Origin of the sequence: Streptomyces sp. NPDC050504, from assembly GCF_044458065.1 — a bacterium.
In the GTDB taxonomy this organism is placed as follows: domain Bacteria; phylum Actinomycetota; class Actinomycetes; order Streptomycetales; family Streptomycetaceae; genus Streptomyces.
In genome coordinates, this window is sequence record NZ_JBITHO010000011.1 from 45734 (window position 1) to 71890 (window position 26157).

Sequence of the window (26157 nt, forward strand, 5' to 3'; positions counted from 1 at the left end):
CCCGTACGAGCACCTCCGTCCGCCATTTTCCTCTCCCCAGCACGCTGAAGGGCACGGTTTCAACCATGGTCAGTGGGACGCGGCAGTCCGAAGAGCCCAGCGACAAGGACATCCTCGACCTCCTCCTCGCGGCCGAGGGCATCGACGCCCCGGCCCAGGACCCGACGGACCCCCCGGCCGGGCGACGGCCCGGGAGGTCCGCCACCGCACCGCTCTCGTTCGCCCAGCGCCAGATGTGGTTCTTCGAGCAGTGGCAGCCGGGCACGGCGACGTACAACGTCGGCTGGGCCCACCGGATCTCCGGCCCCCTCGACGCGGGTCTCCTCCAAGGAGCCGTGGCCGAGGTGGTGGCGCGGCACTCCGTGCTGCGCACCGGGTACTCCACCGTGGACGGCGAGACCGTGCAGGTGGTGCGCGCGGTGGCGGACACGCCGTTCCAGCGCCGCGACCTGAGCGCGCTGGACGCCGGGCGGCGGCTGGCCGCGGCCGCCACGCTGGCCGAGGAGGAGGTGCAGCGCCCGCTGTCCCTGGCCGAGGGCAAGCCGCTGCGCGTGCTGCTCGTGGAACTCGCCCCCGAGGACCACCTGCTGGTGCTGACGGTGCACCACCTGGCGTGCGACGGCCTGTCGTCGGCCGTCCTGGTCGAGGACCTCTGCGCCGCGTACACCGCGCTGGAGGCGGGCGGCACGTGGGAGGCCGCGCCCGTGGAGCAGTACGCCGACTACGCCGCACACGAGCAGCAGGCCTGGGCCGAGGGCCGCCGCGCCGACCAACTCGCCTACTGGAAGGACCGGTTGGCAGACGCCCCGCACTTCTCCGGTTTCCCCGCCGACCGGCCCCGCCCGCCGCGGCAGACCTTCCAGGGCCGCACGCTGGGCGTCGAGGTGCCCGAGGAGACCGCGCAGGCGGTGCGGCTCGCGGCCGCCACGCACGGCACCACCGAGTTCAGCGTGCTGCTCGCCGGGTTCCTCGCCGTGCTCGCCCGCACCACCGGGCAGGAGGACCTGGTGGTGGGCTCCCCGTTCGCCGCCCGGGGCGAGCGGGAGACCGAGGGCATGGTGGGCCCGCTGGTCAACACCCTCCCGCTGCGCGTCGCGCTGGCGGGCAACCCGTCCTTCGCCCAGGTGGTACGGGCGGTCAGCGGCGCCGTCGCCGACGCGCACGCCCACCCCGACGTGCCGCTGGAGCGGATGGTCGACGCGCTGGGCCTGGAGCGCGTGCTCAGCCACAGCCCCGTGTACCAGACGGTGTTCGGGCTCCAGCACGAGGCGCCGCTGCCCCGCCTCGGCGCGGCCGTGCTGACGCCGCTGGTGCCCGAGCGCGGCACCGCCAAGTTCGACACGACCTGGAACGTGACAGCCGCCGACACCGGGACGCGCATCGAGCTGGAGTACAACACCGACCTGTTCGACGAGGCGACCGTGCGCGCGACGGCGGAGCGCTACCTGCGCGCGCTGGCCGCGTTCGTCGCCGCCCCCGGCCTGCGGATCGGCGACGCGGACCTGCTCGACCCGGCCGAGCGCGCGGCCCTGACGGCCGCGGCCGGGCAGCCCCGGGCGAGCGCCGAGCCGGTGCACCTGCGGGTCGCCGAACGGGCGCGGCGGGCGCCGGACGCGGTGGCGGTCACCGATGGCGACCTGTCCCTGAGCTACGCCGAACTCGACGCCCGCGCCAACCAGTTGGCCCACCACCTGCGGGCCGCCGGGGTGGGGCGCGGCGATCTGGTCGGGGTGTGCGAGGAGCGCGGCGCGAGCCTGGTGGTCTCGCTGCTGGCCGTCCTGAAGTCGGGGGCGGGCTACCTCCCGCTCGACCCGCACTACCCGGTCGAGCGGCTGCGCCACCTCCTGGAGGACTCCGGCGCCCGCGTCGTGCTCGCCCCCGAGGGGCCCGCCGCGCGGCTGCCCGAGGGCGACTGGCGGGTGCTTGACCCCGCGGCCGACGCGGAGTCCGTCGCGGCGCGCCCGCGCACGGATCCCGGGGCCGAGGTGGACGGCGACGACGTCGCGTACGTCATCTACACCTCCGGCTCCACGGGCCTGCCCAAGGGCGTGCGCGTCGGGCACCGCAACGTGGCCCGCCTGCTGTCGGCGACGGAGCCCTGGTTCGGCTTCGGCCCCGAGGACGTGTGGACGCTGTTCCACTCGTACGCCTTCGACTTCTCCGTCTGGGAGACCTGGGGGGCGCTGGCGCACGGCGGGCGCCTGGTGGTCGTGCCGCACGCCACCACCCGGGCGCCCGAGGAGTTCCACGAGCTGCTGCGCCGCGAGAAGGTCACGGTCCTCAACCAGACGCCGTCCGCGTTCCGTTCCCTGGAGGCGGTCGACGCGGCGCGCGGCGGCGGACTGAGCCTGCGCGTGGTCGTGTTCGGCGGCGAGGCGCTGGACCTGCCGAGCGTGGGCCGCTGGTTCGCGCGGCACGGCAGCGACGCCCCGCGCCTGGTCAACATGTACGGCATCACCGAGACGACCGTGCACGTCACCTACCGTCCCCTCACGCCCGCCGACGTGGCGCGCGGCGGCAGCCCGATCGGCGTGCCGATCCCCGACCTGCGGGTGTACGTCCTGGACCACTGGGGCATGCCGGCGCCCGCGGGGGTGCCGGGCGAGCTGTACGTCGGCGGGGACGGCGTGGCGCTCGGCTACGTGGACCGGCCCGCGCTGACGGCGGAGCGCTTCGTGCCCGACCCGTTCTCCGGGGTGCCGGGCGCCCGGCTGTACCGCACCGGTGACGTGGGGCGCTTCGACGCCTCGGGCGGACTTGAGTACCTGGGGCGCAACGACGACCAGGTGAAGGTGCGCGGCTTCCGCATCGAGACCGGCGAGGTCGAGGCCGCGCTGGCCCGGCACCCCGCGGTGCGGGCGGCCGCGGTGACGGTGCGGACCGACGGCGGCGCGCCCCGGCTGGTGGGGTACGCGGTGACCGGCGGGCAGGCGGACGGCGAGCAGGTGACCGCCAGCGCGCTGCGCGAGCACCTGGCCGCGTGGCTGCCCGAGCACATGGTGCCCGGCGCCTTCGTCTTCCTGGACGAGCTGCCGACGACCGCGCACGGCAAGGTCGAGCGGTCCGCGCTGCCCGCGCCCGACTCCTCGCGCCCCGAGCTGGCGCAGGAGTACGCGGCGCCGCGCGACGCGGCCGAGCGGGCGCTCGCCGAGGTCTGGGCCGAGGTGCTGGGCCTGGACCGGGTCGGCGTGCGGGACAGCTTCTTCGACCTGGGCGGCGACTCCATCCGCAGCCTCCAGGTGATCGGCCTGGCGCGCCAGCGCGGCTGGGAGATCACCCTCCAGGACCTGTTCAGCACGCCCGTCATCGCCGAACTCGCCCCGCACGCAAGGGAGATCGACCCCGCGACGGTCGAGGCCCCGGTGGCGCCCTTCGAGCTGGTCGCCGCCGAGGACCGCGCCGCGCTGCCCGAGGGCCTGGAGGACGCCTATCCGCTGTCGGTGCTCCAGACCGGCATGGTCTACCACATGGAGCTGGACAGGGAGAACCTGCCCTACCACAACCTGAACAGCTTCCACCTGCGCGCCCCGTTCGACGCGGACCTGTTCCGCCGCGCCATGCAGGACGCCGTGGACCGGCACCCCATCCTGCGGGCCTCCTTCGACCTGGGCTCCTACCAGGAGCCGCTCCAGCTCATCCACGCCGAGGCCGAACTCCCGGTCGTCGTCGAGGACTTGCGGGGCATGTCGGAGCAGGAGCAGGAGGACCGCCTGCTCGACCTGTTCCACGCGGAGCGCCAGCGGCCGTTCGACCTCGCCAGGCCGCCGTTCCTGCGGCTGTTCCTGCACCGCCGCACCGACGAGACGTTCCAGTGGTCGCTCACCGAGCACCACGCGATCTTCGACGGCTGGAGCCTGTTCACCTTCCACGCCGAGGTCTTCAGCCGCTACCTGGAGCTGCTGGCGGACCCGGCGAGCCTCCCGGCGCCCACGCCGCGCTCCTCCTTCCGCGACTTCATCCGGCTGGAGCGGCAGATCACCGCGGACGAGGACGAGAAGCGGTACTGGCTGGAGAAGTACGCGGACTACTCGCCCGTCACGCTGCCGCTGTGGCCCGAGGACTCCGCCGCGCCGACCGCGTCGCTCACCGACGACACCTCGCTGGACGGGAGCACCGAGGACGGGGTGCGGCACTGGCGGTTCACGTCCAACCGCTCGGCCACGCACCGCTCGCTCGAAGCGCTGATCCCCGAGCCGGTCGTGGAGGGGCTGCTGGGTCTCGCCGCCCGCACGGGCGTGCCGCTGAAGACCGTGCTGCTCACGGCCCACCTCAAGGTGATCGGGGCGGCGACGGGCCGGCACGACGTGGTCACCGGCATCACCGCCAACGGCCGCCCCGAGGACGTGGACAGCACCGAGGTGTGCGGGATGTTCCTCAACATGCCGCCGATCAGGGTGGACATCGCGGGCGGCACCTGGGGGGAGCTGGTGCGCCGCGTCTACCGCGCGGAGGAGGAGCTGCTGCCGCACCGGCGCTACCCGCTGGCCCACGTGCAGTGGGCGCTGGGGCAGCCGGAGCTGTTCGACAACACCTTCGTCTACAACCACTTCCACGTGATGGCCGACGTGCTCGGCTCCGGGGTCTCGGTGCTCGGCAACCGCGTCGAGTCCACCGGCGACTACCGCGCCGAGCCGACCAACTACTCGCTCTCCACCGGCTTCCTGCGCGACCCGCGCTCCCCGCGCGTCCTGCTGCGCCTGGACTACTACACGGCGAAGGTGGCCGACGCGCAGGCCGAGTCGATCCGCGACTGCTACCTGGCGGTGCTGGCCGCCATGGTGCGCGACGACGGGCGCCACGAGGAGTTCTCGCCGCTGGGCCCGGTCGAGGAGCGGCGGGTGCTCCAGGAGTGGAACGGCCCCGCGCGCGACTACCCGGTGGACCGCTGCGTGCACGAGCTGTTCGAGGAGCAGGTGCGGCGCGTGCCGGACGCCGTCGCGGTGGAGGGCGCCTCGGGGCGGCTCACCTACCGGGAGCTGAACGCCCGCGCCAACCGGCTCGCCCGGCTGCTGCGGGGGCGGGGCGCGGGCCCGGAGACGGTGGTCGGCGTGTGCCTGCACCGCGACGTCGAGCTGGCCGTGGTGCTGCTCGGCATCCTCAAGTCGGGGGCCGCCTACCTGCCCATGGAGCCCGGCTACCCGGCCGACCGGCTGGAGTACGTGCTCAAGGACGCCGGTGCCCATCTGGTGCTCACCGACGACGCGCTGGCCGACCGGGTGCCCGACGGGCCCTGGCACACGCTGCGCACGAACGCCCTGGCCGACGAGCTGGCCGGGTTCGCGGACGGCGACCTGGGCCGTACCGGCTCGCCGGACAACCTGATGTACGTCATCTACACCTCGGGGTCCACGGGCCGCCCCAAGGGCGTGCAGGTCGCGCACTTCGGGGTCGTCAACTACCTCGGCTGGTGCGTGGAGGGCTACGCGTCGCGCGGTGCGGGCGGCGCCCCGGTGTTCTCCTCGATCGCCTTCGACATGATCGTGCCCAACCTGTACACGCCGCTGGTCACGGGCGAGCGGCTGGTGATGGTCCACGACGACCTGGACTCCGTCGACATGGCGGCGCGGCTCGCCGAGCTGGCCCCGTTCAACTTCGTCAAGCTGACGCCCGGCCACCTCGACCTGCTCGGCCAGCTGCTCTCCGCCGAGCAGGCGCGCTCGCTCGCCGCGACCCTGGCGGTCGGCGCGGACGCCTTCCCCTCCCGCAACCTGGAGGCCTGGCGGCGCATCGACCCGGACTCGGTGCTGCTGAACGAGTACGGGCCCACGGAGGCGTCCGTCGGCAACAGCGTCCACTTCCCCGAGGGGCGGGTCGCGGGCGAGCTGGTCCCGATCGGCCGTCCGATCCCCAACACGACGATGTACGTGCTGGACGAGGCGCTGAACCCGGTGCCGACCGGGGTGACGGGCGAGCTGTACATCGGCGGGGCGTGCGTGGTGCGCGGCTACGCGGGGCGCCCGGCGCTGACCGCCGAGCGGTTCCTGCCCGACCCGTTCTCCGACGAGCCGGGCGCCCGGCTGTACCGCACCGGTGACCTGGGCCGCTGGCTCCCGGGCGGGGCGCTGGACTTCCTGGGCCGGGTGGACGACCAGGTGAAGATCAACGGCTACCGGGTGGAGCCGGGCGAGGTCGAGGTGGCCCTCGCCGAGCACCCGGCCGTCGCCCAGGCCGTGGCCGCGGTGGTCGGCGAGGACCGGTCCACCAGGCGCCTGGTCGGCTACTACGTGACCGGGGAGGCCGTCACCGAGGAGGAGCTGCGCGCGTACCTGGCCGAGCGGCTGCCGGAGTACCTGGTGCCCGCCCACCTGATGCGCATCGACGCGGTGCCGCTGAACGCCAACGGCAAGGTCGACCGTTCGGCGCTGCCGCGTCCCCGGGCGCGCGCGGCCGCCGACGAGCGGGTCCACCGGGCGCCGCGCACCCCGCTCGAAGAGCTGCTCGCCATGGCGTGGGAGGAGCTGCTGGGCGTGGAGCGGGTCGGCCGCGACGACGCGTTCACCGCGCTGGGCGGCAACTCGCTGCTCGCCACGCAGCTGGCCTTCCGCCTCCAGCGCTCGCTGGGCATCGAGATCACCCTGGCCGACGTGCTGCGCGCCCGCGACCTGGCCGAGCTGGCCTCCCTGCTCGCCGGCGACCTGACGGAGCAGCTGGGCCCCGAGGCCGCCGACGTGCTGCTCTCGCCGATCGGGGACGCGTCGTGAGCGCCGACGCCCTGGACCGGCTGACCGGTCTGAGCCCCGCCCAGCGGGCCCTGCTGGCGAAGCGGCTCGCGGCCCGCGCGCAGGGGCCCGAGCTGCGGGCCGCGCCCCGCGACGGGGCTCCCCCGGTGTTCCCGATGACCTCGCCGCAGCGGCGGCTGTGGCTGGCCCACCAGGTGGATCCGGGCAGCGCCCGCCACCACGTGCCGCTGGTGTGCGACCTGTACGGCGACCTGGACCGGGCGGCGCTGGCGGCGGCCGTGGGGGACCTGGTGGAGCGGCACGAGGTGCTGCGCACCCGGTTCGCGGTCGACGGAGAGCGCTGGGAGCAGCGCGTGCGGCCCGCCTCCGAGGGTCCGGTGCTCGACGTGGTGGAGGCGGACGGCGAGGAGCGGGCCGACGACCTGGTCCGCGAATTGTCGGACCGGCCGTTCGACCTGACGCGGGACGCGCCGCTGCGCGCGGCCCTGCTGGTGCTGGGCCCGCGCAGGGTGCGGCTCGTGCTGGTGGCGCACCACATCGTCTTCGACGCGTGGTCGGAGCGGCTGCTGTGGGACGAGCTGGGGCTGTGCTACGCGGCCCGGGTGCGGGGGCGGGCCCCCGCGCCCGCCGTGGAGCGGCCGCAGTTCGGCGACTACGCGCGGTGGCAGGCCGAGCGGGCGGACGCCGGGGCCGGGAAGCGCCATCTGGCGTACTGGCAGGAGCAGTTGGCGGGCGCCGTCGAGCACGACCTGCCCGCCGACCGGCCCCGGCCGCCGGTGCACGACCCGGCCGCCGACCGGGTGACGGTCACCTTCGAGCGGGCGCTGTCGCAGCGGCTGCGCGCCCGCTGCCGGGAGGCCGGGGTCACCGTGTTCACCGGGCTGTTCACGGCGTTCGCCGCCGTGCTGCACCGGTGGACGGGGGCCGACGACCTCGTGGTGGGCTCGCTGGTCTCGGGCCGTACGCATCCGCTGGCCGAGCACGTGCTGGGCCCGTTCGTGAACACCGTGGCGCTGCGCTCGCAGGTGCCGCCCGGCGCCACGCTGGGGGAGCTGCTGGAGCGTCAGCACGCGACCGTGCTGGCGGCGCTCTCCCACCAGGACGCGCCCTTCGAGCGGGTCGTGGACGCGGTGCGCCCGTTGCGCGACGCGGCGCGCCACCCGCTGTTCCAGGTGCTGTTCCAGGTGGACGGCGCGACCACCGAGAGCATGGACCTGCTGCGGCTGGACGGGGTGCGGGTCGATCCGCTCGCCCCCGAGGGCTCGGCGGTCGACGTGGACCTGGTGGTCGGGGTCACCGACGACGACGCGGGGCTGACCGTGGTCGTGGAGTACCGCACGGACCTCTACGACCGGGCGACCGCGGCCCGGCTGGCCGACCACCTGCGGAGCATGGTGGCGGCGTGCGCGGACCGGCCGGAGCTGCCCGTCGCGGACGTCGACCTGGGCGGCCCCGACGAGCGGGCTCTGCGGGGAAGCTGGGGCAACCCGCCGCCGGCGACGGGGAGTTCGCCGCTGCCGGTCCTGGGCCCCTGGGGTTCGGTGCTGGAGCGGCCGCTGCCAGGACACCCGGCGCGCATCCTCGACTCCGCCGGGCGCCCCGTGCCCGTGGGCGCGGTGGGCGAGCTGTCCCTGGACGGCTCCCCCACCGGCAGGCTGGCCCGCTTCACCACCGCGGGACAGATCGAACTGCACGGCCGGGTGGGGCAATTGGCGGACCTGGAGGGCGTGCGCGTCGACCCGGGCCGCATCGAGGCGGCGCTGGCCGGGCAGCCCGGGGTGAGCGCGGCGGCCGTGCGGATCGCCCGGCGGCCCGACGGCAGGCCGTGGATCGTCGGGTACGTGGCGGGGGCCGCGCCGGTGGGCGACCGGGTCCGCGAGGCGGCCTCCCGGGAGCTGCCCGGCCACCTGCTGCCCGCGGTCGTCGTGGTGGTGGACGCGATCCCGTCGGCCCCCGACGGGGCGCCGGACCTTTCCGCGCTGCCGCTGCCCGACCCCGAGGAGGTGGCCGCGCGGCGGCGCGCCGAGGGCGCCCCGGCCGAGCGCGAGCGCACGATGGCCGCGCTCATCGCGGGCGTCCTGCACCGGCCGGACGCGGAGGTCGGCCCCGACGCCAACTTCTTCGACCTGGGCGGCGACAGCATCCTGGCCCTGCAACTGGTGGCCAGGGCCCGCGAGGAGGGCCTCGCCCTGCTGGCCCGCGACGTCTTCCGGCACCCCACGGCCGCGGGTCTCGCCCGCGTCGCCGGTGACGCGGCGGGCCCCGGGGCGGGGATCGCGCGCGAACCGCGCTCCGCCGCCTCCGGCGCCGTACCGCTGACGCCGATCATGCACTGGCTGCGCGAGCTGGGCGGCCCGGTGGACCACTACCACCAGTCGGTGCTGCTCCAGGTCCCCGCCGGGCTGCGCGGCGAGGACCTGCGCGCGGCGCTCGGCGCGGTCCTGGACTGCCACGACGTGCTGCGCGCACGGCTGGTGCGCGCGGGCGGGCGGTGGTCGCTCGAAGTGCCGCCGTACGACGCCGGGGCGGTGGAGCGCGTGCTGCGCCGCGTCGACGTGGCGGGCCCGGCGGGCGGGGGCCTGCGCGAGGTGCTCGACCGGGAGACGGCCGGGGCCCAGGGGCGCCTGGCCGTCGAGGAGGGGGTGATGGTCCAGGCGGTGTGGTTCGACGCCGGGCACGCCGCTCCCGGACGCCTGCTGCTGCTGGCCCACCACCTCGTGGTGGACACCGTGTCCTGGCGGATCGTCACCGCCGACCTGGCGGCCGCCCACGCCGCCGCGGCGGCCGGCCGCGCACCGGCCCTCCAGCGCCCCGCGGCCTCCTTCCGCGGCTTCGCCCGGCACCTGCTGCGGCGCGCCGAGGCCCCGGAGGTCACCGCCCAGCTCCCCTACTGGAGCGGGCTGCTGGAGCGGGGCGCGGGCGCGGTGACCGACGTGGCCCCCGACCCGGCCCGCGACGTGGTGCGCACCGCCCGCTCGCTGACCCTGAGCCTGTCGGCCGCCGACACCGGGCCGCTGCTCACCGAGGTCCCGGCCGCCTACCGGGCGCGCGTGGACGAGGTGCTGCTGGCCGCGCTCGCGCTGGCCGTCGGGCAGTGGCGCGGCGAGCGGGGCCGGGACGCGGCGGGCGGCGTGCTGGTCGACGTGGAGGGCCACGGCAGGCACGACGGGCTCGGGCTCGACCTGTCGCGGACCGTGGGCTGGTTCACGGCCGTCCACCCGGTCCTGCTGGACGCGGGCGCGGTCGACCACGCCGAGGTGCGGGCGGGCGGCGCGGACGCCGGGCACGCCGTGAAGCGGGTGAAGGAGCAGTTGCGGGCCGTGCCGGACGACGGCATCGGCCACGGGCTGCTGCGCCACCTCAACGCGGCCACCGGGCCCGGCCTGTCCCGGCTCCCCGCCCCCGAGCTGGCCTTCAACTACCTGGGGCGGTTCTCCGCCGCGTCCGCCGCGGGCACGGCCGACTGGGGGCCCGCTCCCGAGCAGGGCCTGCCGGGCGGGGACAGCGACCTGGACATGCCGCTCGCCCACCCGCTGGAGCTGACGGCCGCCGTGCGCGACGAAGCCGCGGGGCCCGTCCTGAGCGCCACCTGGACCTGGGCGGACGCGGTGCTCGACCGGGCGGCCGTCGCCGCGCTGGCCGAGTCCTGGCGCCGGTGCCTGGCCGCGCTGGCCCGGCACGCGCGGGGGCCGGGCGCGGGCGGGCTCACCCCGTCCGACCTCCCCCTGGCCGGACTCAGTCAGAAGCAGATCGATCAGTTGGAAGCCGCGTGGAGGACCGCACGATGAGACGATCCGACATCACGGACATCCTGCCGCTCGCGCCGTTGCAGGAGGGCCTGTTCTTCCACGCCCTGTACGACGACGAGGCCGAGGACGTCTACCAGGTGCAGCAGGTCTGGGACCTGCACGGGGCGCTGGACGCCCCGGCCCTCAGGGCGGCGGCCGACGGCCTGCTGGAGCGCCATCCGCACCTGAAGGCGGCCTTCTGGCACGAGGGCCTGGAGCGCCCGCTCCAGGTCATCGGCCGCGACGTGCCGCTGCCCTGGCAGGAGTTCGACGTGCGCGGCGACGCCGACCCGGCCGCCGAGGCCGAGCGGATCGTACGGGAGGAGCGGCAGCGGCGCTTCCGGCTCGACCGGCCGCCGCTGCTGCGGTTCACCCTGATCAGGACCGGGGACGAGAGGCACCGCCTGGTGCTGTCCAACCACCACATCCTGCTCGACGGCTGGTCGATGCCGGTGCTGCTGCGGGAGCTGTTCGCGCTGTACCGGGACGGGCGGGCGCACGGGCTGCCGCGGCCCACCCCGTACCGCGACTACCTCGCGCATCTGGCGGCGCAGGACGGCGAGGGGGCCCGCGAGGCGTGGCGCACGGCCCTGGCGGGCGTGGACGGCGCCACGCTGGTGGCCCCGGCCGACCGCGCGCGGCAGGGCGCCTACCCGGTGGCCGTGAGCGGCGAGCTGACCGAGGAGCAGACCGCGGCGCTCACCGGCTTCGCCCGCTCCCGGGGCCTGACGGTGAACACCGTCGTCCAGGGCGTGTGGGCGCTGCTCCTGAACCGCTGGACGGGCCGCGACGACGTCGTGTTCGGCGCCACGGTCGCCGGGCGGCCGCCCGAGCTGCCGGGCGCGGACACGATGGTGGGCCTGTTCATCAACACCCTTCCCGTACGGTGCCGGCTGGATCCGGCCGAGCCGGTGGCGGACTTCCTCGGCAGGCTCCAGGGCGAGCAGGCCGACCTGATGCCCCACCAGCACATCGGGCTCGGGGAGATCCAGCGGATCGCCGGGACCGGTGAACTCTTCGACACCGTCACGGTGTTCGAGAACTACCCCGACACCGAGCGGGAGCCCGGGGGCGAGGGCCTGCGGCTGGTGCCCGTCCACTCGCGCGACGCCGCGCACTACCCGCTCACCCTCAGCGCCGCGCTCGGCGCCCGGCTGCGGATCGAACTGAGCGTGGTCCCGGGCCTGTTCGACGCGCGGGCGCCCCAGCGGCTGCTCGCCCACGTCCGGCGGGCGCTGACCGCCGTGGTCGAGGCCCCGCACCTGCCGGTCGGGCTCCTGGACGTGCTGGACCCCGCCGAGCGGCACACCGTGCTGCACGAGGTCAACGACACCGCGCGCGCCTTCCCCTCCGGCACCGTGCCCGACCTGCTCCAGGCGCAGGCCGCCCGCACCCCGGACGCCCTCGCCCTGGTCTGCGGGGAGCGGCGGCTCACCTTCGCCGAGGTGAACCGGCGCTCCAGCGCCCTGGCCCGCCACCTGATCGGCCTGGGGGCAGGCCCCGAGAAGATCGTGGCGCTGTGCCTGCCGCGCACCGCCGACGCGGTCGTCGCGCTGTTCGCCGTGCTCAAGACCGGCGCCGCCCACCTGGTGCTCGACCCCGAGCAGCCCGCCGACCGCATCGCCCTGCTGCTGGACGACGCCGGCGTCTCGCTCGCCGTCACGAGCACCGCGACGGAGGCGTCCCTGCCGGGCGTCCTGCCCCGGGTGGTCCTGGACGAGCCCGGCACCCCGCGCACCCTGGCCGGCCTGTCGGGCGCGGACGTCACCGACGCGGACCGGCTCGCCCCGGTCCTGGACGCCACCGCCGCGTACGTCCTCTACACCTCGGGCTCCACCGGGCGCCCCAAGGGCGTGGTGATCGAGCACGGGCCGCTGGCCAACCTGTTCCACGACCACGTCCGGTACCTCTACCGGCCCGAGGTCGAGCACTCGGGCCCGCTGCGCGGCGCGCTCAGCGCCGCGCTCACCTTCGACACCTCCTGGATGATGCTGCTCTGGCTGGTCGGCGGGTACGAGACCCACCTGCTGACCGACGAGGTGCGCGGCGACCCCGAGGCGATGGTCGGCTACGTGCGCGAGCACCGCATCGGCTTCCTGGACGTCACCCCGACCTTCACCGAACAGCTCGTCGCCGCCGGGCTCCTCGACGAGGGCGAGCACCACCCGCCCCTGATCACGCTCGGCGGCGAGGCCGCGGGCTCCGAGCTGTGGCGCCGGCTGCGCGCCGCGCCCGGCGTGCGCGCGTACAACCAGTACGGCCCCACCGAGTGCACCATGGACACGCTCGGCTGCCGACTGGCCGACAGCGACGACCCGGTCATCGGACGGCCCCTGAGCAACACCCGCGTCCTCGTCCTGGACGCGCGGCTGCGGCCCGTGCCGATCGGGCTGCCCGGCGAGCTGTACCTGGCCGGGGCGCCGCTGGCCCGGGGCTACCTGGGCCGGGCCGCGCTGACCGCCGAGCGGTTCGTGGCCTGCCCGTACGGCGAGCCCGGGTCGCGCATGTACCGCACCGGGGACCTGGTGCGGCTGCGGGCGGACGGCCAGGTGGAGTACCTGGGCCGCACCGACGACCAGGTCAAGGTCAGGGGCTACCGGATCGAGCCGGGCGAGATCGCCGCCCAGCTCACGGCCCACGCGGACGTCTCCCAGGCGGTCGTGACGGTCGGCCGGGACCGGGCCGGCGGCCAGCGGCTCGTCGCGCACCTCGTGGCCGCGCCGGGCGCCCGGGTGGACGCCGGGGTGCTGCGCAAGCACCTGGCGTCCGTGCTGCCGCCCTACATGGTGCCCGCCGCGTACGTGGTGCTGGACGCGCTGCCGCTGACGGCCCACGGCAAGCTCGACCGGCGCGCGCTGCCCGAGCCCGGCGCCCTGGACGTCGTGGTGGGGCAGGCGCCCCGCTCGCCGCGCGAGGAGATCCTGGCCGGGCTGTTCGCCGAGGTGCTGGACACCACCGGGGTCGGCGCCGACGACGACTTCTTCGCCCTGGGCGGCCACTCCCTGCTCGCCACCCGCCTCATCAGCCGGGTCCGCGCCGCGCTGGGCGTCGAACTGCCCGTGCGCGCCCTGTTCGAGCACCCGACCGTCGCCCGGCTCGCCGCCCGGCTCGACGACGGCGGCGCGGCCCGCCCCGCGCTGACGGCCGGGCCCAGGCCCGAGCGCGTCCCGCTCTCCGCGGGCCAGCTGCGCCTGTGGTTCCTGGACCGGCTGGAGGGCCCCGGGCCCGCGTACCACACCACGGCCGCCTTCCGGCTGGAGGGCGACCTCGACCCCGAGGCGCTGGCGCACGCCGTGGCCGACCTGACGCGGCGGCACGAGAGCCTGCGCACCGTCTACCCCGACCACGAGGGCGTCCCCTGGCAGCGCGTGCTGACTCCCGAGGAGGCCGCCACGCGGCTGGAGCGCGCCGAGGTGTCCGATGAGGAGCTGGCGCGGGAGCTGGAGCTCGCCACGGCCCGGGGCTTCCTGCTGGACACCGAAGTCCCCTTCCGGGCGAGCCTGTTCACCCTCTCGCCCACCGCGCACGTGCTGCTCCTGGTGATGCACCACATCTGCGACGACGGCCTGTCGGCCGGGCCCCTGCACCGCGACCTGTGGTCCGCGTACGCGGACCGCTGCGAGGGCCGGGCGCCGCGGTGGGAGCCGCTGCCGGTCCAGTACGCCGACTACGCGCTGTGGCAGCGCGAGGTGCTGGGCGGGGCGGACGGCACGGGCGGCGTGCTCGCCGAGCAGTCGGCGCACTGGACGGCCGTGCTGAAGGACCTGCCCGCCGAACTCGACCTGCCCGTCGACCACCCGGGCGCCGACCGGAGCCTGGCCCGCGGCACGCTCGCCGCCTTCCGCCTCGAACCGGACGTGCACGCGGCGCTGACGGCGCTGGCCCGGGAGTCGGGGGTGACGCTCTTCATGGTCCTCCAGGCCGCCCTCGCCACCCTCCTCACCCGCACCGGAGCAGGCACCGACATCCCGCTCGGCACCGTCGTCGCCGGACGCACCGACGACCAGCTCGACCCCCTCATCGGCTTCTTCGTCAACACCCTCGTCCTGCGCACCGACACCTCCGGAGACCCCACCTTCCACCAACTCCTCACCCGCGTACGCGACACCGACCTCACCGCCTACACCCACCAGGACCTCCCCTTCGAACGCCTCGTGGAAGCCCTCAACCCGCCCAGGGCGGCCGGGCGCCACCCGCTGTTCCAGACGATGCTGACGCTGCGGACGCCCTCCCCCGGCACCGACGAGGTGACCGGCCTGCGCGTCGCCCCGCACGCGGTCGGCTCGCCCGCCGCCAAGTTCGACGTCTCCGTGGACTTCGAGGAGCTGCGCTCGCCCGAGGGCCGCCCGCAGGGCATCACCGGCGAACTGGTCCTCAACGGCGCCCTGTTCGACCAGCCCACCGCCGACCGGCTGGCGCGCGGACTGCACCGGCTGCTGCTGTCCGCGGCCGAGCGGCCCGACGAGCGGCTGAGCAGGCTGCCGCTGACCTCGCCCCAGGAGCGGGAGCTGGTCCTGGGCGGGTGGAGCGGACGCGCCGCGACCGAGCCGCCCGCCGACCTGCTGTCCGCGTACGCCGAGTCCGTCGCCGCCGCCCCCGGCAGCACCGCGCTGGTCGACGGCGGCCTGCGGCTCACCCGCGCCCAGCTCGACGACCGCGCCGAGCACCTGGCCGCGCGGCTGCGCGCCCGGGGGGTGGCCGCCGAGGACCGCGTCGCCCTGCTGATGGAGCGCTCGGCCGACCTGGTGGTGGCGATCCTCGCCGTCCTCAAGGCCGGCGCCGCCTACGTGCCGCTGCTCCTGGACCACCCCGCGGCGCGGCTGCGGCTGATCACCGCCGACACCGGGGCCAGGCTGCTGCTGACCGACACCGCGGGCGGCGCGCACCCGGCCGCCGACGGCAACACCGACGCCGACGGCGACAACATCGACGTGCTGGACGTCACGGGCTGCGCGCGCGCCGACGTACCCGCCACGCACGGCACCCCGGCGGCGCGGCCGCACCCGGACCGGCTCGCGTACCTGATGTACACCTCGGGCTCAAGCGGCGGCCCGAAGGGCGTCGCGATCACGCACCGCGACGTGACCGCGCTGGCCGCCGACAGCGCCTGGCGCGGCGGGGGCCACCGGGCGGTGCTGCTGCACTCCTCGCACGCCTTCGACGCCTCCACGTACGAGCTGTGGGTGCCGCTGCTCACGGGGGGCCGCGTCGTCGTGGCCCCGCCCGGCGGGCTCACCCCGGCCGCCGTGCGGCGGCTGACCGACGAGGAGGGGCTGAGTGCCGTCTGGCTGACGGCGGGGCTGTTCGCGGCGTTCGCCGACGAGGACCCGGCCTGCCTCGGCGGGCTGCGCGAGGTGTGGGCGGGCGGCGAGGCCGTGTCGCCCGGCGCCGTGGCGCGGGTCCTGGAGCGGTGCCCGGAACTGACCGTGGTGAACGGGTACGGGCCGACCGAGACGACCACGTTCGCCGCCCGCCACCACCTGGCCGCGCCCTACGAGCCTGGGCAGCGGATCCCCGTGGGACGGCCGCTGGACGGCATGCGGGCGTACGTGCTCGACGACTGCCTCCAGCCGGTGGCCGCCCACGCGCGCGGCGAGCTGTACCTCGCGGGCGAGGGGCTCGCCCGGGGCTACTGGAACCGCGCGGCGCTGACCGCCGAGCGGTTCGTGGCCTGCCCCTACGGCGAGCCCGGGTCGCGCATGTACCGCACCGGGGACCTGGTGCGCTGGGACGCGGAGGGGCGCCTGGAGTTCCTGGGCCGGGCCGACGACCAGGTCAAGCTGCGCGGCTTCCGCCTGGAGCCGGGCGAGATCGAGGACGCCCTGGCCCGGCACCCCGACGTCGCGCGGGCCAAGGTGACGGTCCATCAAGACGCGCACGGGGAGCGGCGCCTGGTGGCGCACGTCGTGGCCGTCGAGGGCAGGACCCCGGAGCCCGGGGCCGTCCTGGACGCCGTACGCGGCGAACTCCCGCCGCCGCTCGTGCCGAGCGCCTGCCTGGTGCTCGACCGCTTCCCCCTCACCGTCAACGGCAAGGTCGACGTACGGGCGCTGCCCGCGCCCGAGGCGGCCGCCACGACGGGGCGCGCGCCCCTGGGGGCGCGCCAGCGGGCGCTGGCCGCGCTGTTCGCCGAGGTGCTGGGAACCACCGGGGTCGGCGCCGACGACGACTTCTTCGCGCTGGGCGGCCACTCCCTGCTCGCCACCCGCCTCATCAGCCGGGTCCGCACCGCGCTGGGCGTCGAACTGCCCCTGCGGGCCCTGTTCGAGGCCCCCACCGTCGCCCGCCTCGCCGAGCGGCTGCCGCATGCCGGGCGGGCCAGGCGCGCGGTGGCCCCGGCTCCGCGCCCGGAGCGCGTACCGCTGTCGTACGCGCAGCAGCGGGTGTGGTTCCTGGAGCAGTTCGAGGGCCCGTCGGCGATGTACAACGTGCCGCTCGCGCTCACCCTCTCCGGCCCCGTGGACACCGGGGCGCTCGCCGCGGCCCTCCAGGACGTGACGGACCGGCACGAGGTCCTGCGCACGGTCTATCCGCACCACGAGGGCGTCCCGCACCAGCTCGTCCTGAGCGGGGACGCGGCCAGGACGCGGCTGCACACGCTCACGCTCGCCGAGCCGGAGCTGGCCCACGCCCTGGACACGGCGGCCGAGTACGCCTTCGACATCGGCACCGAACTGCCGCTGCTGGCCGCGCTGTACACGATCACCCCCACCGAGCACGTGCTGCTCCTGGTGACGCACCACATCGCGACCGACGGCTCGTCCTTCGGGCCGCTGCTGCGCGACCTGGCCGAGGCGTACGCGGCCCGCTGCGAGGGCCAGGCCCCGGGGTGGGAGCCGCTGCCGGTCCAGTACGCCGACTACGCGCTGTGGCAGCGCGAGGTGCTGGGCGGGGCTCAAGGCGGGGCGCGGGGCGACGGGGAGGACGCCGACAGCCCGACGGCGCGTCAGCTGGACTACTGGCGCACCGCGCTCGCCGGCATCCCCGACCAGCTGCCGCTGCCCTTCGACCGGCCCAGGCCCGCGGTCGCCTCCCACCGGGGGGCGCGCCGGCGCCTGACGCTGGACGCCGAGCTGCACGCCGGGCTCACCGGGCTGGCCCGGGAGTCGGGGGTGACGCTCTTCATGGTCCTCCAGGCCGCCCTCGCCACCCTCCTCACCCGCACCGGAGCAGGCACCGACATCCCGCTCGGCACCGTCGTCGCCGGACGCACCGACGACCAGCTCGACCCCCTCATCGGCTTCTTCGTCAACACCCTCGTCCTGCGCACCGACACCTCCGGAGACCCCACCTTCCACCAACTCCTCACCCGCGTACGCGACACCGACCTCACCGCCTACACCCACCAGGACCTCCCCTTCGAACGCCTCGTGGAAGCCCTCAACCCGCCCCGCTCCCTCGCCTACCACCCGCTGTTCCAGGTGCACGTGGCGCTGCACAACACCGGGCGGACCGACGCCGACTTCGGCGCGCTGCGCGTGGGCGAGATGCCGGTCGGCACGCAGGCCGCCAAGTTCGACCTGTCCCTCGACTTCATCGAGCACCGCCGTGCCGACGGCACGCCCGACGGGCTGGAGGGTGACGTCGAGTACGACACCGACCTGTTCGACGCGGCCACCGTCGAGCAGCTCGTGGAGCGGCTGCGCAGGCTCCTCGCCCATGCGGTGCGCGCCCCCGGGACGCGGCTGAGCGGCCTGGAGCTGATGTCGTGCGACGAACGCCGCCAGGTGCTCACCGGCTGGAACGCCGCGCACCGCGACGTGCCCCCCGGCACCGTCGTCGAGCTGTTCGACGAGCAGGTGCGGCGCACGCCCGACGCGCCCGCCCTGCTGTGCGGGGAGAGCCTGCTCAGTTACGCGCAACTGCACGGGCGCGCCGAGCGGTTGGCGCGGCGCCTGGCCGGTCTCGGCGTGGGCCCCGGTGAGCGGGCCGTCCTGCTGCTGCCCCGCACGGCCGACGCGATCGTCGCCATGCTGGCCGTGCTCAGGGCCGGGGCCGCGTACGTGCCGCTCGACCCGGACGCGCCCGCCGCCCGCCTCCAGACGGTGCTGGCGGACATCCGGCCGGCCGCCGTGCTCACCACCGCCGCCCTGGCCGGGAGCCCGGCCCACGACGGCCTTCGGGTCGTCGCCGTGGACGGACCGGCGGCCGACGCCCCCGGCCCGGTGCCCGCCGCTCACCGGCCGGGCCCCGACGACCCGGCGTACGTCATCTACACCTCGGGGACCACGGGCAGGCCCAAGGGGGTCGTCGTCCCGCACGGCGGGCTGACCAACCTCCTGGGCACCCTGGGCAGGGACCTGGCCGCCGACGCGCCCGAGGGCCCCGAGCACTGGCTGAACGTCGTCCCGTTCACCTTCGACGTGTCGGCGCTCGACATCCACGGCGCGCTGACCAACGGCGCCCTGCTGGTCCTCGCGAGCTCCGACGAGGTGCGCGACCCGGTCGCCCTCACCGCGCTGATCGGCGACGCGGGCATCACCCGCACCTCGGCCACGCCCACCCTGTGGCAGCAGCTCGTCGCCCAGCCGCCGGAGCGCACCGGGGCCCTGCGGGGGCTGCGCGCGATCGTCGGCGGCGAGGCGCTGCCCGCGCAGCTGCTGCGGGCCCTGCACGCCCGCGGCGTCGCCGTCGACCACGTCTACGGCCCCACCGAGGCGACCGTGTGGGCGACCGTCACGCGCCCCGTGCCGGGCCCCGACCAGCGCGGCCCTTCGATCGGCCGTCCGCTGCCCAACACCGGTGCCTACGTGCTGGACGCGTCGCTGGCGCCCCAGCCGCCCGGCGTGCCGGGCGAGCTGTACCTGTCGGGGGCCCAGCTGGCCCTCGGCTACTGGCGGCGGCCGGCGCTGACCGCCGAGCGGTTCGTGGCCTGCCCCTACGGCGAGCCCGGTTCGCGCATGTACCGCACCGGCGACCTGGCGCGCTGGGGCCGGGACGGGCAGCTGGAGTTCCTCGGCCGGGTCGACCGGCAGGCCAAGGTGCGCGGCCACCGGGTCGAGCCCGGGGAGATCGAGTCGGTGCTCGCGGCGCATCCGCTGGTGAGCGCGGCCGCGGTCCTGGTCCGCGAGGACCGGCCGGGCGACGCGCGCCTGGTCGCGTACGTGACGTGCGAGGGCGAACTGCCGGTCGCCGGGCTGCGGGCGCACCTGGGCGCGCGGCTGCCCGACTACATGGTGCCGTCGGCCTTCGTCGCGCTCGACGCCCTGCCGACCACGACGAGCGGCAAGGTCGACCACAAGGCGCTGCCCGCGCCGGAGGCGGCGGCGCAGGACGCCCCGGCGGGCGAGGCCGCGTCGCCGCTGGCCGCCGCGCTCGCCGCCCTGTTCGCCGACGCCCTCGGGGTGCCCTCGGTGGGCGCGGGCGACGACTTCTTCGCCCAGGGCGGGCACTCGCTGCTGGCCGCGCGGCTGGTCGGGCGGATCGAGTCGGTGCTCGGGCACCGGGTCAGGGTCCGCGACCTGTTCGAGGCGCGCACCCCCGCCCGGCTCGCCGCGCTGCTGTCCGGCGCCGCCGAGCACCAGCGGGAGCACGGCGCGCTGGACGTCCTGCTGCCGCTGGCCACCGGCGGCGGCGCTCCCCCGCTGTTCTGCGTCCACCCCGCGCGCGGCCTGAGCTGGAGCTACGCGGGCCTGGTGCGGCACCTGGGCGCGGACCGCCCGCTGTACGGCCTCCAGGCCCGGGGGCTGGCCGCCGACGTGCCGCTGCCCGGGGACCTGGCGGAGATGGCGGAGGAGTACCTGGCGCACATCAGGCGCGTCCAGCCCGCGGGTCCTTACCACCTGCTGGGCTGGTCGTTCGGCGGCAACGTCGCCCATCTGATCGCGGCGCGGCTGCGCGCGCTGGGCGAGGAGGTGGCGCTGCTGGCCCTGCTCGACGCGTACCCGCCGGGGGCCGTCACCGACGCGGATCCCGCCCAGGACGTCGTCACCGCCCTGCTCAGGGACCTGGGACACGGCGACGAACTGCCCGAACTCCCGGTTGGAAGGCCCCAGTTGCGGGCGTTCCTGGAGGAGCGCGGCAGCGCCATCGCCGGGTTCGACGAGCGGCAGCTCGACGCCCTGCTCACGGTCTTCGACCACAACCTGACCCTGCTGGACGCGGCGCGCACCCCCGTCTTCGACGGCGACGTGCTGTTCTTCACGGCCGCCCGGGACCTCCCCGAAGGGCTGGAGCCCGCCCGCGCCTGGGCGCCGTACGTCGGCGGCCGGTTCGAGGAGCACCGCGTCGACTGCGCCCACCACGAGATGACCAGGCCGGGGCCGCTCGCCGAGATCGCCGCCGTCCTCACCACCCGCACGCCCGACCGGGCTGCCCGACTGGAAGTGGAACTCCCGATATGACGAATCCTTTCGACAGCGCGGGCAGCGCCCCCGAAGCGGGCGGCGCCCCCGGCGCGGAAGCCGCCGCAGGCGCGTTCCTGGTGCTGCGCAACGACGAGGACCAGTACTCGCTGTGGCCCTCCCACCTGGACGTACCACCGGGCTGGGCGACCGTGCACGGCCCGGACGACCGAGCCGCGTGCGCCGCGCACATCGAGACCCACTGGACCGACCTGCGCCCGCGCAGCCTCGTCCTGGCCATGGCGGGCGACCGGTCCCGCACCCCCCTGCCCTCGTGAGCACCGTCGTCCCGTACCGACAGAAAGGCCAGCCATGACCATCGAAACGCCCTCCCCGTCGACCCCTGCCGGGCCCACGGACCTCGCGGCCGACATCGACGGGGAGCGGCTGCTCGGCCGCATCGAGGCCTTCGGGAAGATCGGGTACAGCGGTGACGGCGGCGTCACCCGCGCGGGCTTCGACGACGCGGACATCGAGGCCCGGCTCCACCTGGTGCGCGAGGCGCAGCAGGCCGGGCTCGTGGCCCGCGTCGACGCCGGAGGCAACGTCCTGATACGGCGCCCGCCCGGCCTCGCCGCGCGGGGCGGCAAGGCGCTGCTCATCGGCTCGCACCTCGACACCGTCGTCAACGGGGGCCGCCTGGACGGCGCCTACGGCGTCCTCGCCGGCCTGGAGGTGCTCCAGGTCCTCACCGAATCGCGGGCCCGGCTGCCGTACGAACCGGTGGTCATCGCCTTCGCCAACGAGGAGGGCGCGCTCTTCCCCCAGCCCTTCTGGGGCTCCATGGTGCTCGCCGGCCGGCTGGCGGGCCTGCCCGACGATCCCAGGGACGTCGAGGGGCGCTCGCTGCGCGGCCCGCTGGCCCGCCTGGGCGGGAACCTGGACGCGCTGGAGGAGGCGGTCTGGTCGTCCGACGACGTCGCCGCGTACCTGGAACTGCACATCGAGCAGGGCCCCGTGCTCGAACAGGGCGGTCAGCGGATCGGCGTGGTGGAGGCCATCACCGGCCGCACCGTGCTCACGGCCGACGTCCACGGCGCGTCCGGGCACGCGGGCACCACACCCATGGAGCACCGCAGGGACGCGCTGACCGCCGCGGCCCGCATGATCACCTCCGTGGAGCGCACGGCCACGGACGACCTGTGCCGGGTCGCCACGGTCGGCCGTCTGGAGGCGTTCCCGAACTCGCCCAACACCATCGCGGGTGCGGTCAGGCTGACCATCGACCTGCGCGACACCGACGCACAGCGGCTGGAGCGGGCCGAGGCGGCGGTACGCGACGACCTGGCCGCGCTCGCCGAACTGACCGGCACCAGGCTGGAGTTCACGGCCGCGACCAAGTCCGCCCCGGTGGCGACGGATCCCGCGCTGCGCGCCGCCATCGCCGAGAGCGCCGACGAGCTGGGCCTGTCCCGCCGCGAGCTGCCCAGCGGCGCGGGCCACGACGCGCAGGTCGTCGCCGACATCGCCCCGATCGGCATGATCTTCGTGCCGAGCATCGAGGGGCTGAGCCACCGGCCCGACGAGGACACCAGCCCGGCGGACCTGGTGGCCGGGGCGCGGGTCCTGCTGCGCACCGCGCTGCGCGTGTGACGCCGCCCGGCGCCGCGCGCCGCGCGGCGCCCCCCACTCCCGTACGCCCAACTCCCGTACACCCCACCCCCGTACGCCCCACCCCCGGCCACCGAGCGAAGGAAGCCCACATGCACGAGCACCGGCGGGACCGCCTCCCGCGCACCCGCCACTACCTGATGTGCCGCCCGACCCACTTCGAGGTCACGTACTCCATCAACCCCTGGATGGACCCCGCGGTGCCGGTGGACAACGCCCTGGCCGTCGCGCAGTGGGAGCGGCTGTACGCCCTGTACCAGGAGCTGGGCCACAAGGTCGACCTCATCGACCCGCTGCCGGGCCACCCCGACATGGTGTACGCGGCGAACGGCGCGACCGTCGTGGACGGCCGGGTCCTGGGCGCCCGCTTCCGCAACCCGCAGCGCGCGGCCGAGGGGCCCGCGCACCTGGAGTGGTTCCGCACGCGCGGCTACGCGCGGGTCCACGACCCGGTCCACGTCAACGAGGGCGAGGGCGACTTCCTCGTCACCGAGAGCCGGCTGCTGGCCGGGAAGGGGTTCCGCAGCACGCCCGAGAGCCACGCCGAGGCGCGGGAGTTCTTCGGGCGGCCGGTCGTGGGCCTGGACCTCGTGGACCCGCGCTACTACCACCTCGACACGGCCCTGGCCGTGCTGGACCGCGACGAGGTCATGTACTACCCGGAGGCGTTCTCCCCCGGCAGCCGGGCCGTGCTGCGGCGGCTGTTCCCCGACGCGCTGCTGGTGAGCGGGGTGGACGCCGCGGTGTTCGGCCTCAACGCGGTCAGCGACGGGCGGCACGTCGTCCTGCCCGAGGCCGCCGAGGGGCTGGCGCGGCAGCTGCGCGAGCGGGGCTTCGAGCCGATCGGGGTGGACCTGTCGGAGCTGCTCAAGGGGGGCGGGAGCGTGAAGTGCTGCACCCTGGAGATCCGCGACAGCACCCTGGACTGACGCGGGCCGCGGGGCGGGCGGCGTTGACCTTCTCGGAGGCTTGCAGGAGGGCGGCGGCGTCCAGGGCGCCCAGGGGTACGGCGGACGTTCCCGCACGGTACGCGCCGCGACGTCCCGCACCCCCTTCCCCGCCGGGGCGGAGGGGTGCGGGACGTCGGTTCCGGGCGGCCGTGCGGTGGGAGGTCAGTCGTTCTCGGGGCGCAGCAGCAGGTAGTACGGGAACAGTTCGGTCCTGCCCGGCCTGGCTCCCAGCGTCGACAGCACCTTCAGGCCGTGCCTGCGCGCCAGCGTGCGCACCGGGACGTCGATGGAGGCGTGGCCGAGCACGAGGGCGTGGCCGCCCGGGGCGAGCAGGCCGACGAGTGCCGGGAAGGCCTCCGCGTTCGGGCGGCGCAGGACCAGTGCCTTGACCGAGCCCGGTGCGACGGGCGAGTCGGTCGCGTCGGCCACCAAGGCCCCCGGTACCCGTCGCGCCGCCGCTTCGAGCAGCCGGGGCGAGGCGTCCGAGATCGTGAAGACGCACTCGGGGAACTCCCGTGCCAGCGCGGCCGCATGGGCGCCGGTCGAGCACGCCGGGTCGAAGACCGCGTCGCCGGGAGCCAGCCGTCCGCGCAGCACGTGCGCGCTGAACTCCCTCAGGTGCTCCTCGTCCGCGTCCAGGCTCTCGGCCAGGGCGGCGCCGCCGTCCCGGTAGTCGGCGGACAGGGACGCGTCCCACTCGGCGTCCGCCCGGGGGAAGGGGAAGTCGATGTCGGCGTCCGGCGCCGCGAGGGCCCGGACGAACACCTCTTCCCGCTCCTGGGGCGTGCACGCGATGTACCGGAAGGAGACCTCCTTCCCCGCGACCCCCATCTCCTCGAACTCTCCCATGAGCATGGAAGGTTGGAGGATGCCGTGCGGCTCGGCGCGGCTCTCGGGCACCGACTCCCGGCCGAGCCAGGTGCGTCCTTCGACGTGGAGCAGGAAGTACTGGAAGAGGGCGATCGGGAGTTCCTCGACCCAGGTGTGCGACTCGCCCGGGGCGCCGTAGACGTCCGCGGCCGGGGCGTGCACCTCCCTCTCGGGTGCGCGCCGTTGCGTCTCGCCCTGGTGGATCAACATGTCAGAACAACCTTTCTCGAACGTGCGATCTAGACCTGGGACGGGGTCGTCACCAGGGCCGTGAGGAGCGTCGTAACGGGCAGGGGTCAGGAGGCAGTGGAGTCGGGAGGAGCGGGAGCGGAGTCGGGAGGAGCGGGGCCGGGGGGAGGGGTCACCTGGCCGACAGCACGATCCGTACCGCGTACGGCAGCACCCGGCTCAGCCGGGTGTCGTGGTCGAGCAGCAGGGCCACCGGGCTGTGCCCGTCGGCGCGCAGCGCGTCCAGGGGGGTGGACCACTGGGCGGGGGGCCGCACCCGGACGGAGCCGGGTTCGCGGTCCCGCCCGATGGCGGGGACGGTGAGCGGTCCCGGCCGACCGGCGGCCCGGTGCCCCTTCAGCGCCAGGACGCGCGCGGCGGCGGTGCTCAGGGCATCCGCCCGCGTCGCGCCCGTGGCGACGACGGTGTCCGGCTCCGACGGCGTCCCGCCGTCCCGGTCGAGCCGCAGGGCGCAGGCCGGCAGGGACAGCAGGCCGGTCAGGTCGTGCGCCACCGGCTCGCCCTGGGCGCGCAGCACGCGCAGCAGTTCCTCGGGGACGGCCGGGTCTCCCGGCGTCGCGCCGGTCGCGGGCACCCCGCGCCCCTCCCGGACGGCGGGCTCCCGCGCGGGCTCCAGACGGAGCCGGGGCACCCGGGTGTCCGGGGACGCCAGCCGCCGGGCGAGGATGCCTTCGCAGTGCTGGACCAGTGCGGCTTCGAGGGCGCCCACCCAGGTCAGACCGGCCCCGTGCGCCACGGGGCCGCCGGCCTCGGGAACGGCGGTCCGGCGCAGTGCGCCCGAGGCGAGGTCCAGGCCCCAGACCGCCGACCCGGCGGGCTCGGGACACCGGGCCGCGTATCCGGCGAGGGCGGCCAGGAACGTCTCGGTGTCCGAGGTGGCGTCGACCTCGCCGGGCAGCAACTCCCTTACGTTCCGGCGCAGTTCCGCCTCGACGAGCGCAGGACCGGCGCTGCGCGAGACGAACGCGGCGCGGGCCTCGGCCTCCGATGCCGCGGGGCCCACCTCTCGTGTGTCCATGTTCGGTTGTTCCTCTCCCAGTCCGGGGGCCCGCCCCGGCCCGCTCACCTGCGGGAGCGGGCACCGCCCCAAGCCGTACGGCCGTCGTGCGAGGAATGCTGCACGGCGGCGATATACGCGGCCTCGTCGCGTCGCCCGCGCACCGGCGGCGGGCCGCACATCCGCTGTAGATGGGGCGTAGATCGGCCGGAAGGAATCTTGTTGCCGAGCCGCCCGGACAACCAACGTCTTACCGGCTCTCCTCCCCAGTCAGGCACTGATCACGGAATGGACGGCAACCCATGACGACTCCCCTCAAGTCCCGGATCCTGCGTGACACCGCGGTTCTGGTCACCGTCGGATGCGCCGTCCTGTCGGCGGGCGTCCTGTCGGTGGGCTCCGCCACGCAGAACTCCGGGGCCGCAGGGGGCACGACGTCCGTGCTGGCCGACCCGATCGTGGAGGGCGGTGGCGTGGTGATTCCCAGGGGCGAGGAGCCGAAGGACTGGAACAGCCAGGGCTGAAGAGCCTGCTCCCACGGGGAATCGACGCCCCGTACGATACGGGGGATCAACGCCCCGTCCGATCGAGGCGGCCCGTCCGTACGAGGCGGCGCGGCCGTCCGTACGAGTGGTCCGGAGCGGCCCGGCGCGATGCGCACCGGGCCGC

9 protein-coding genes are annotated in these 26157 nt (G+C 75.7%); 7 read left to right on the forward strand and 2 right to left on the reverse strand.

Going from position 1 to position 26157, the window contains the following annotated elements; all coding sequences use genetic code 11:
• Positions 1-65: 65 nt before the first annotated feature.
• The 6 genes from ACIBNE_RS33745 to ddaH all read left to right on the forward strand — a co-directional run bounded on the left by ACIBNE_RS33745 (position 66) and on the right by ddaH (position 23351).
• The gene (locus ACIBNE_RS33745; RefSeq protein ID WP_399278461.1) at positions 66-6701 is read left to right on the forward strand and encodes an amino acid adenylation domain-containing protein; all 6636 of its coding nucleotides are present in this window, start codon (positions 66-68) and stop codon (positions 6699-6701) included.
• The gene (locus ACIBNE_RS33750) at positions 6698-10468 is read left to right on the forward strand and encodes a condensation domain-containing protein (protein ID WP_399278463.1); all 3771 of its coding nucleotides are present in this window, start codon (positions 6698-6700) and stop codon (positions 10466-10468) included. Before ACIBNE_RS33745 ends, ACIBNE_RS33750 begins: the two co-directional genes overlap by 4 nt.
• Positions 10465-20811: an amino acid adenylation domain-containing protein gene (locus ACIBNE_RS33755; protein WP_399278465.1), complete on the forward strand. Its 10347-nt coding sequence runs from the start codon at positions 10465-10467 to the stop codon at positions 20809-20811. Before ACIBNE_RS33750 ends, ACIBNE_RS33755 begins: the two co-directional genes overlap by 4 nt.
• Complete coding sequence (locus ACIBNE_RS33760) at positions 20808-21089, forward strand: MbtH family protein (protein ID WP_399278467.1); 282 nt, start codon at positions 20808-20810, stop codon at positions 21087-21089. The genes ACIBNE_RS33755 and ACIBNE_RS33760 overlap by 4 nt, the downstream gene beginning before the upstream one ends.
• A gap of 34 nt (positions 21090-21123) precedes the next feature.
• Complete coding sequence (locus ACIBNE_RS33765) at positions 21124-22404, forward strand: M20 family metallo-hydrolase (RefSeq protein WP_399278469.1); 1281 nt, start codon at positions 21124-21126, stop codon at positions 22402-22404.
• Positions 22405-22514: 110 nt separating this feature from the next.
• A complete protein-coding gene (gene ddaH, locus ACIBNE_RS33770; RefSeq protein WP_399278471.1) occupies positions 22515-23351 on the forward strand; it encodes a dimethylargininase in 837 nt (278 codons plus the stop codon).
• Positions 23352-23534: 183 nt separating this feature from the next.
• Here ddaH and ACIBNE_RS33775 read toward each other — a convergent pair whose 3' ends face one another.
• A complete protein-coding gene (locus ACIBNE_RS33775) occupies positions 23535-24452 on the reverse strand; it encodes a class I SAM-dependent methyltransferase (RefSeq protein ID WP_399278473.1) in 918 nt (305 codons plus the stop codon).
• A gap of 151 nt (positions 24453-24603) precedes the next feature.
• The gene (locus ACIBNE_RS33780; protein WP_399278475.1) at positions 24604-25509 is read right to left on the reverse strand and encodes a hypothetical protein; all 906 of its coding nucleotides are present in this window, start codon (positions 25507-25509) and stop codon (positions 24604-24606) included.
• Positions 25510-25790: 281 nt separating this feature from the next.
• Here ACIBNE_RS33780 and ACIBNE_RS33785 point away from each other — a divergent pair, with 281 nt between their 5' ends.
• Positions 25791-26012 (forward strand): hypothetical protein, encoded by a 222-nt coding sequence (locus tag ACIBNE_RS33785; RefSeq protein WP_399278477.1) that lies wholly within the window; start codon positions 25791-25793, stop codon positions 26010-26012.
• Positions 26013-26157 lie beyond the last annotated feature (145 nt).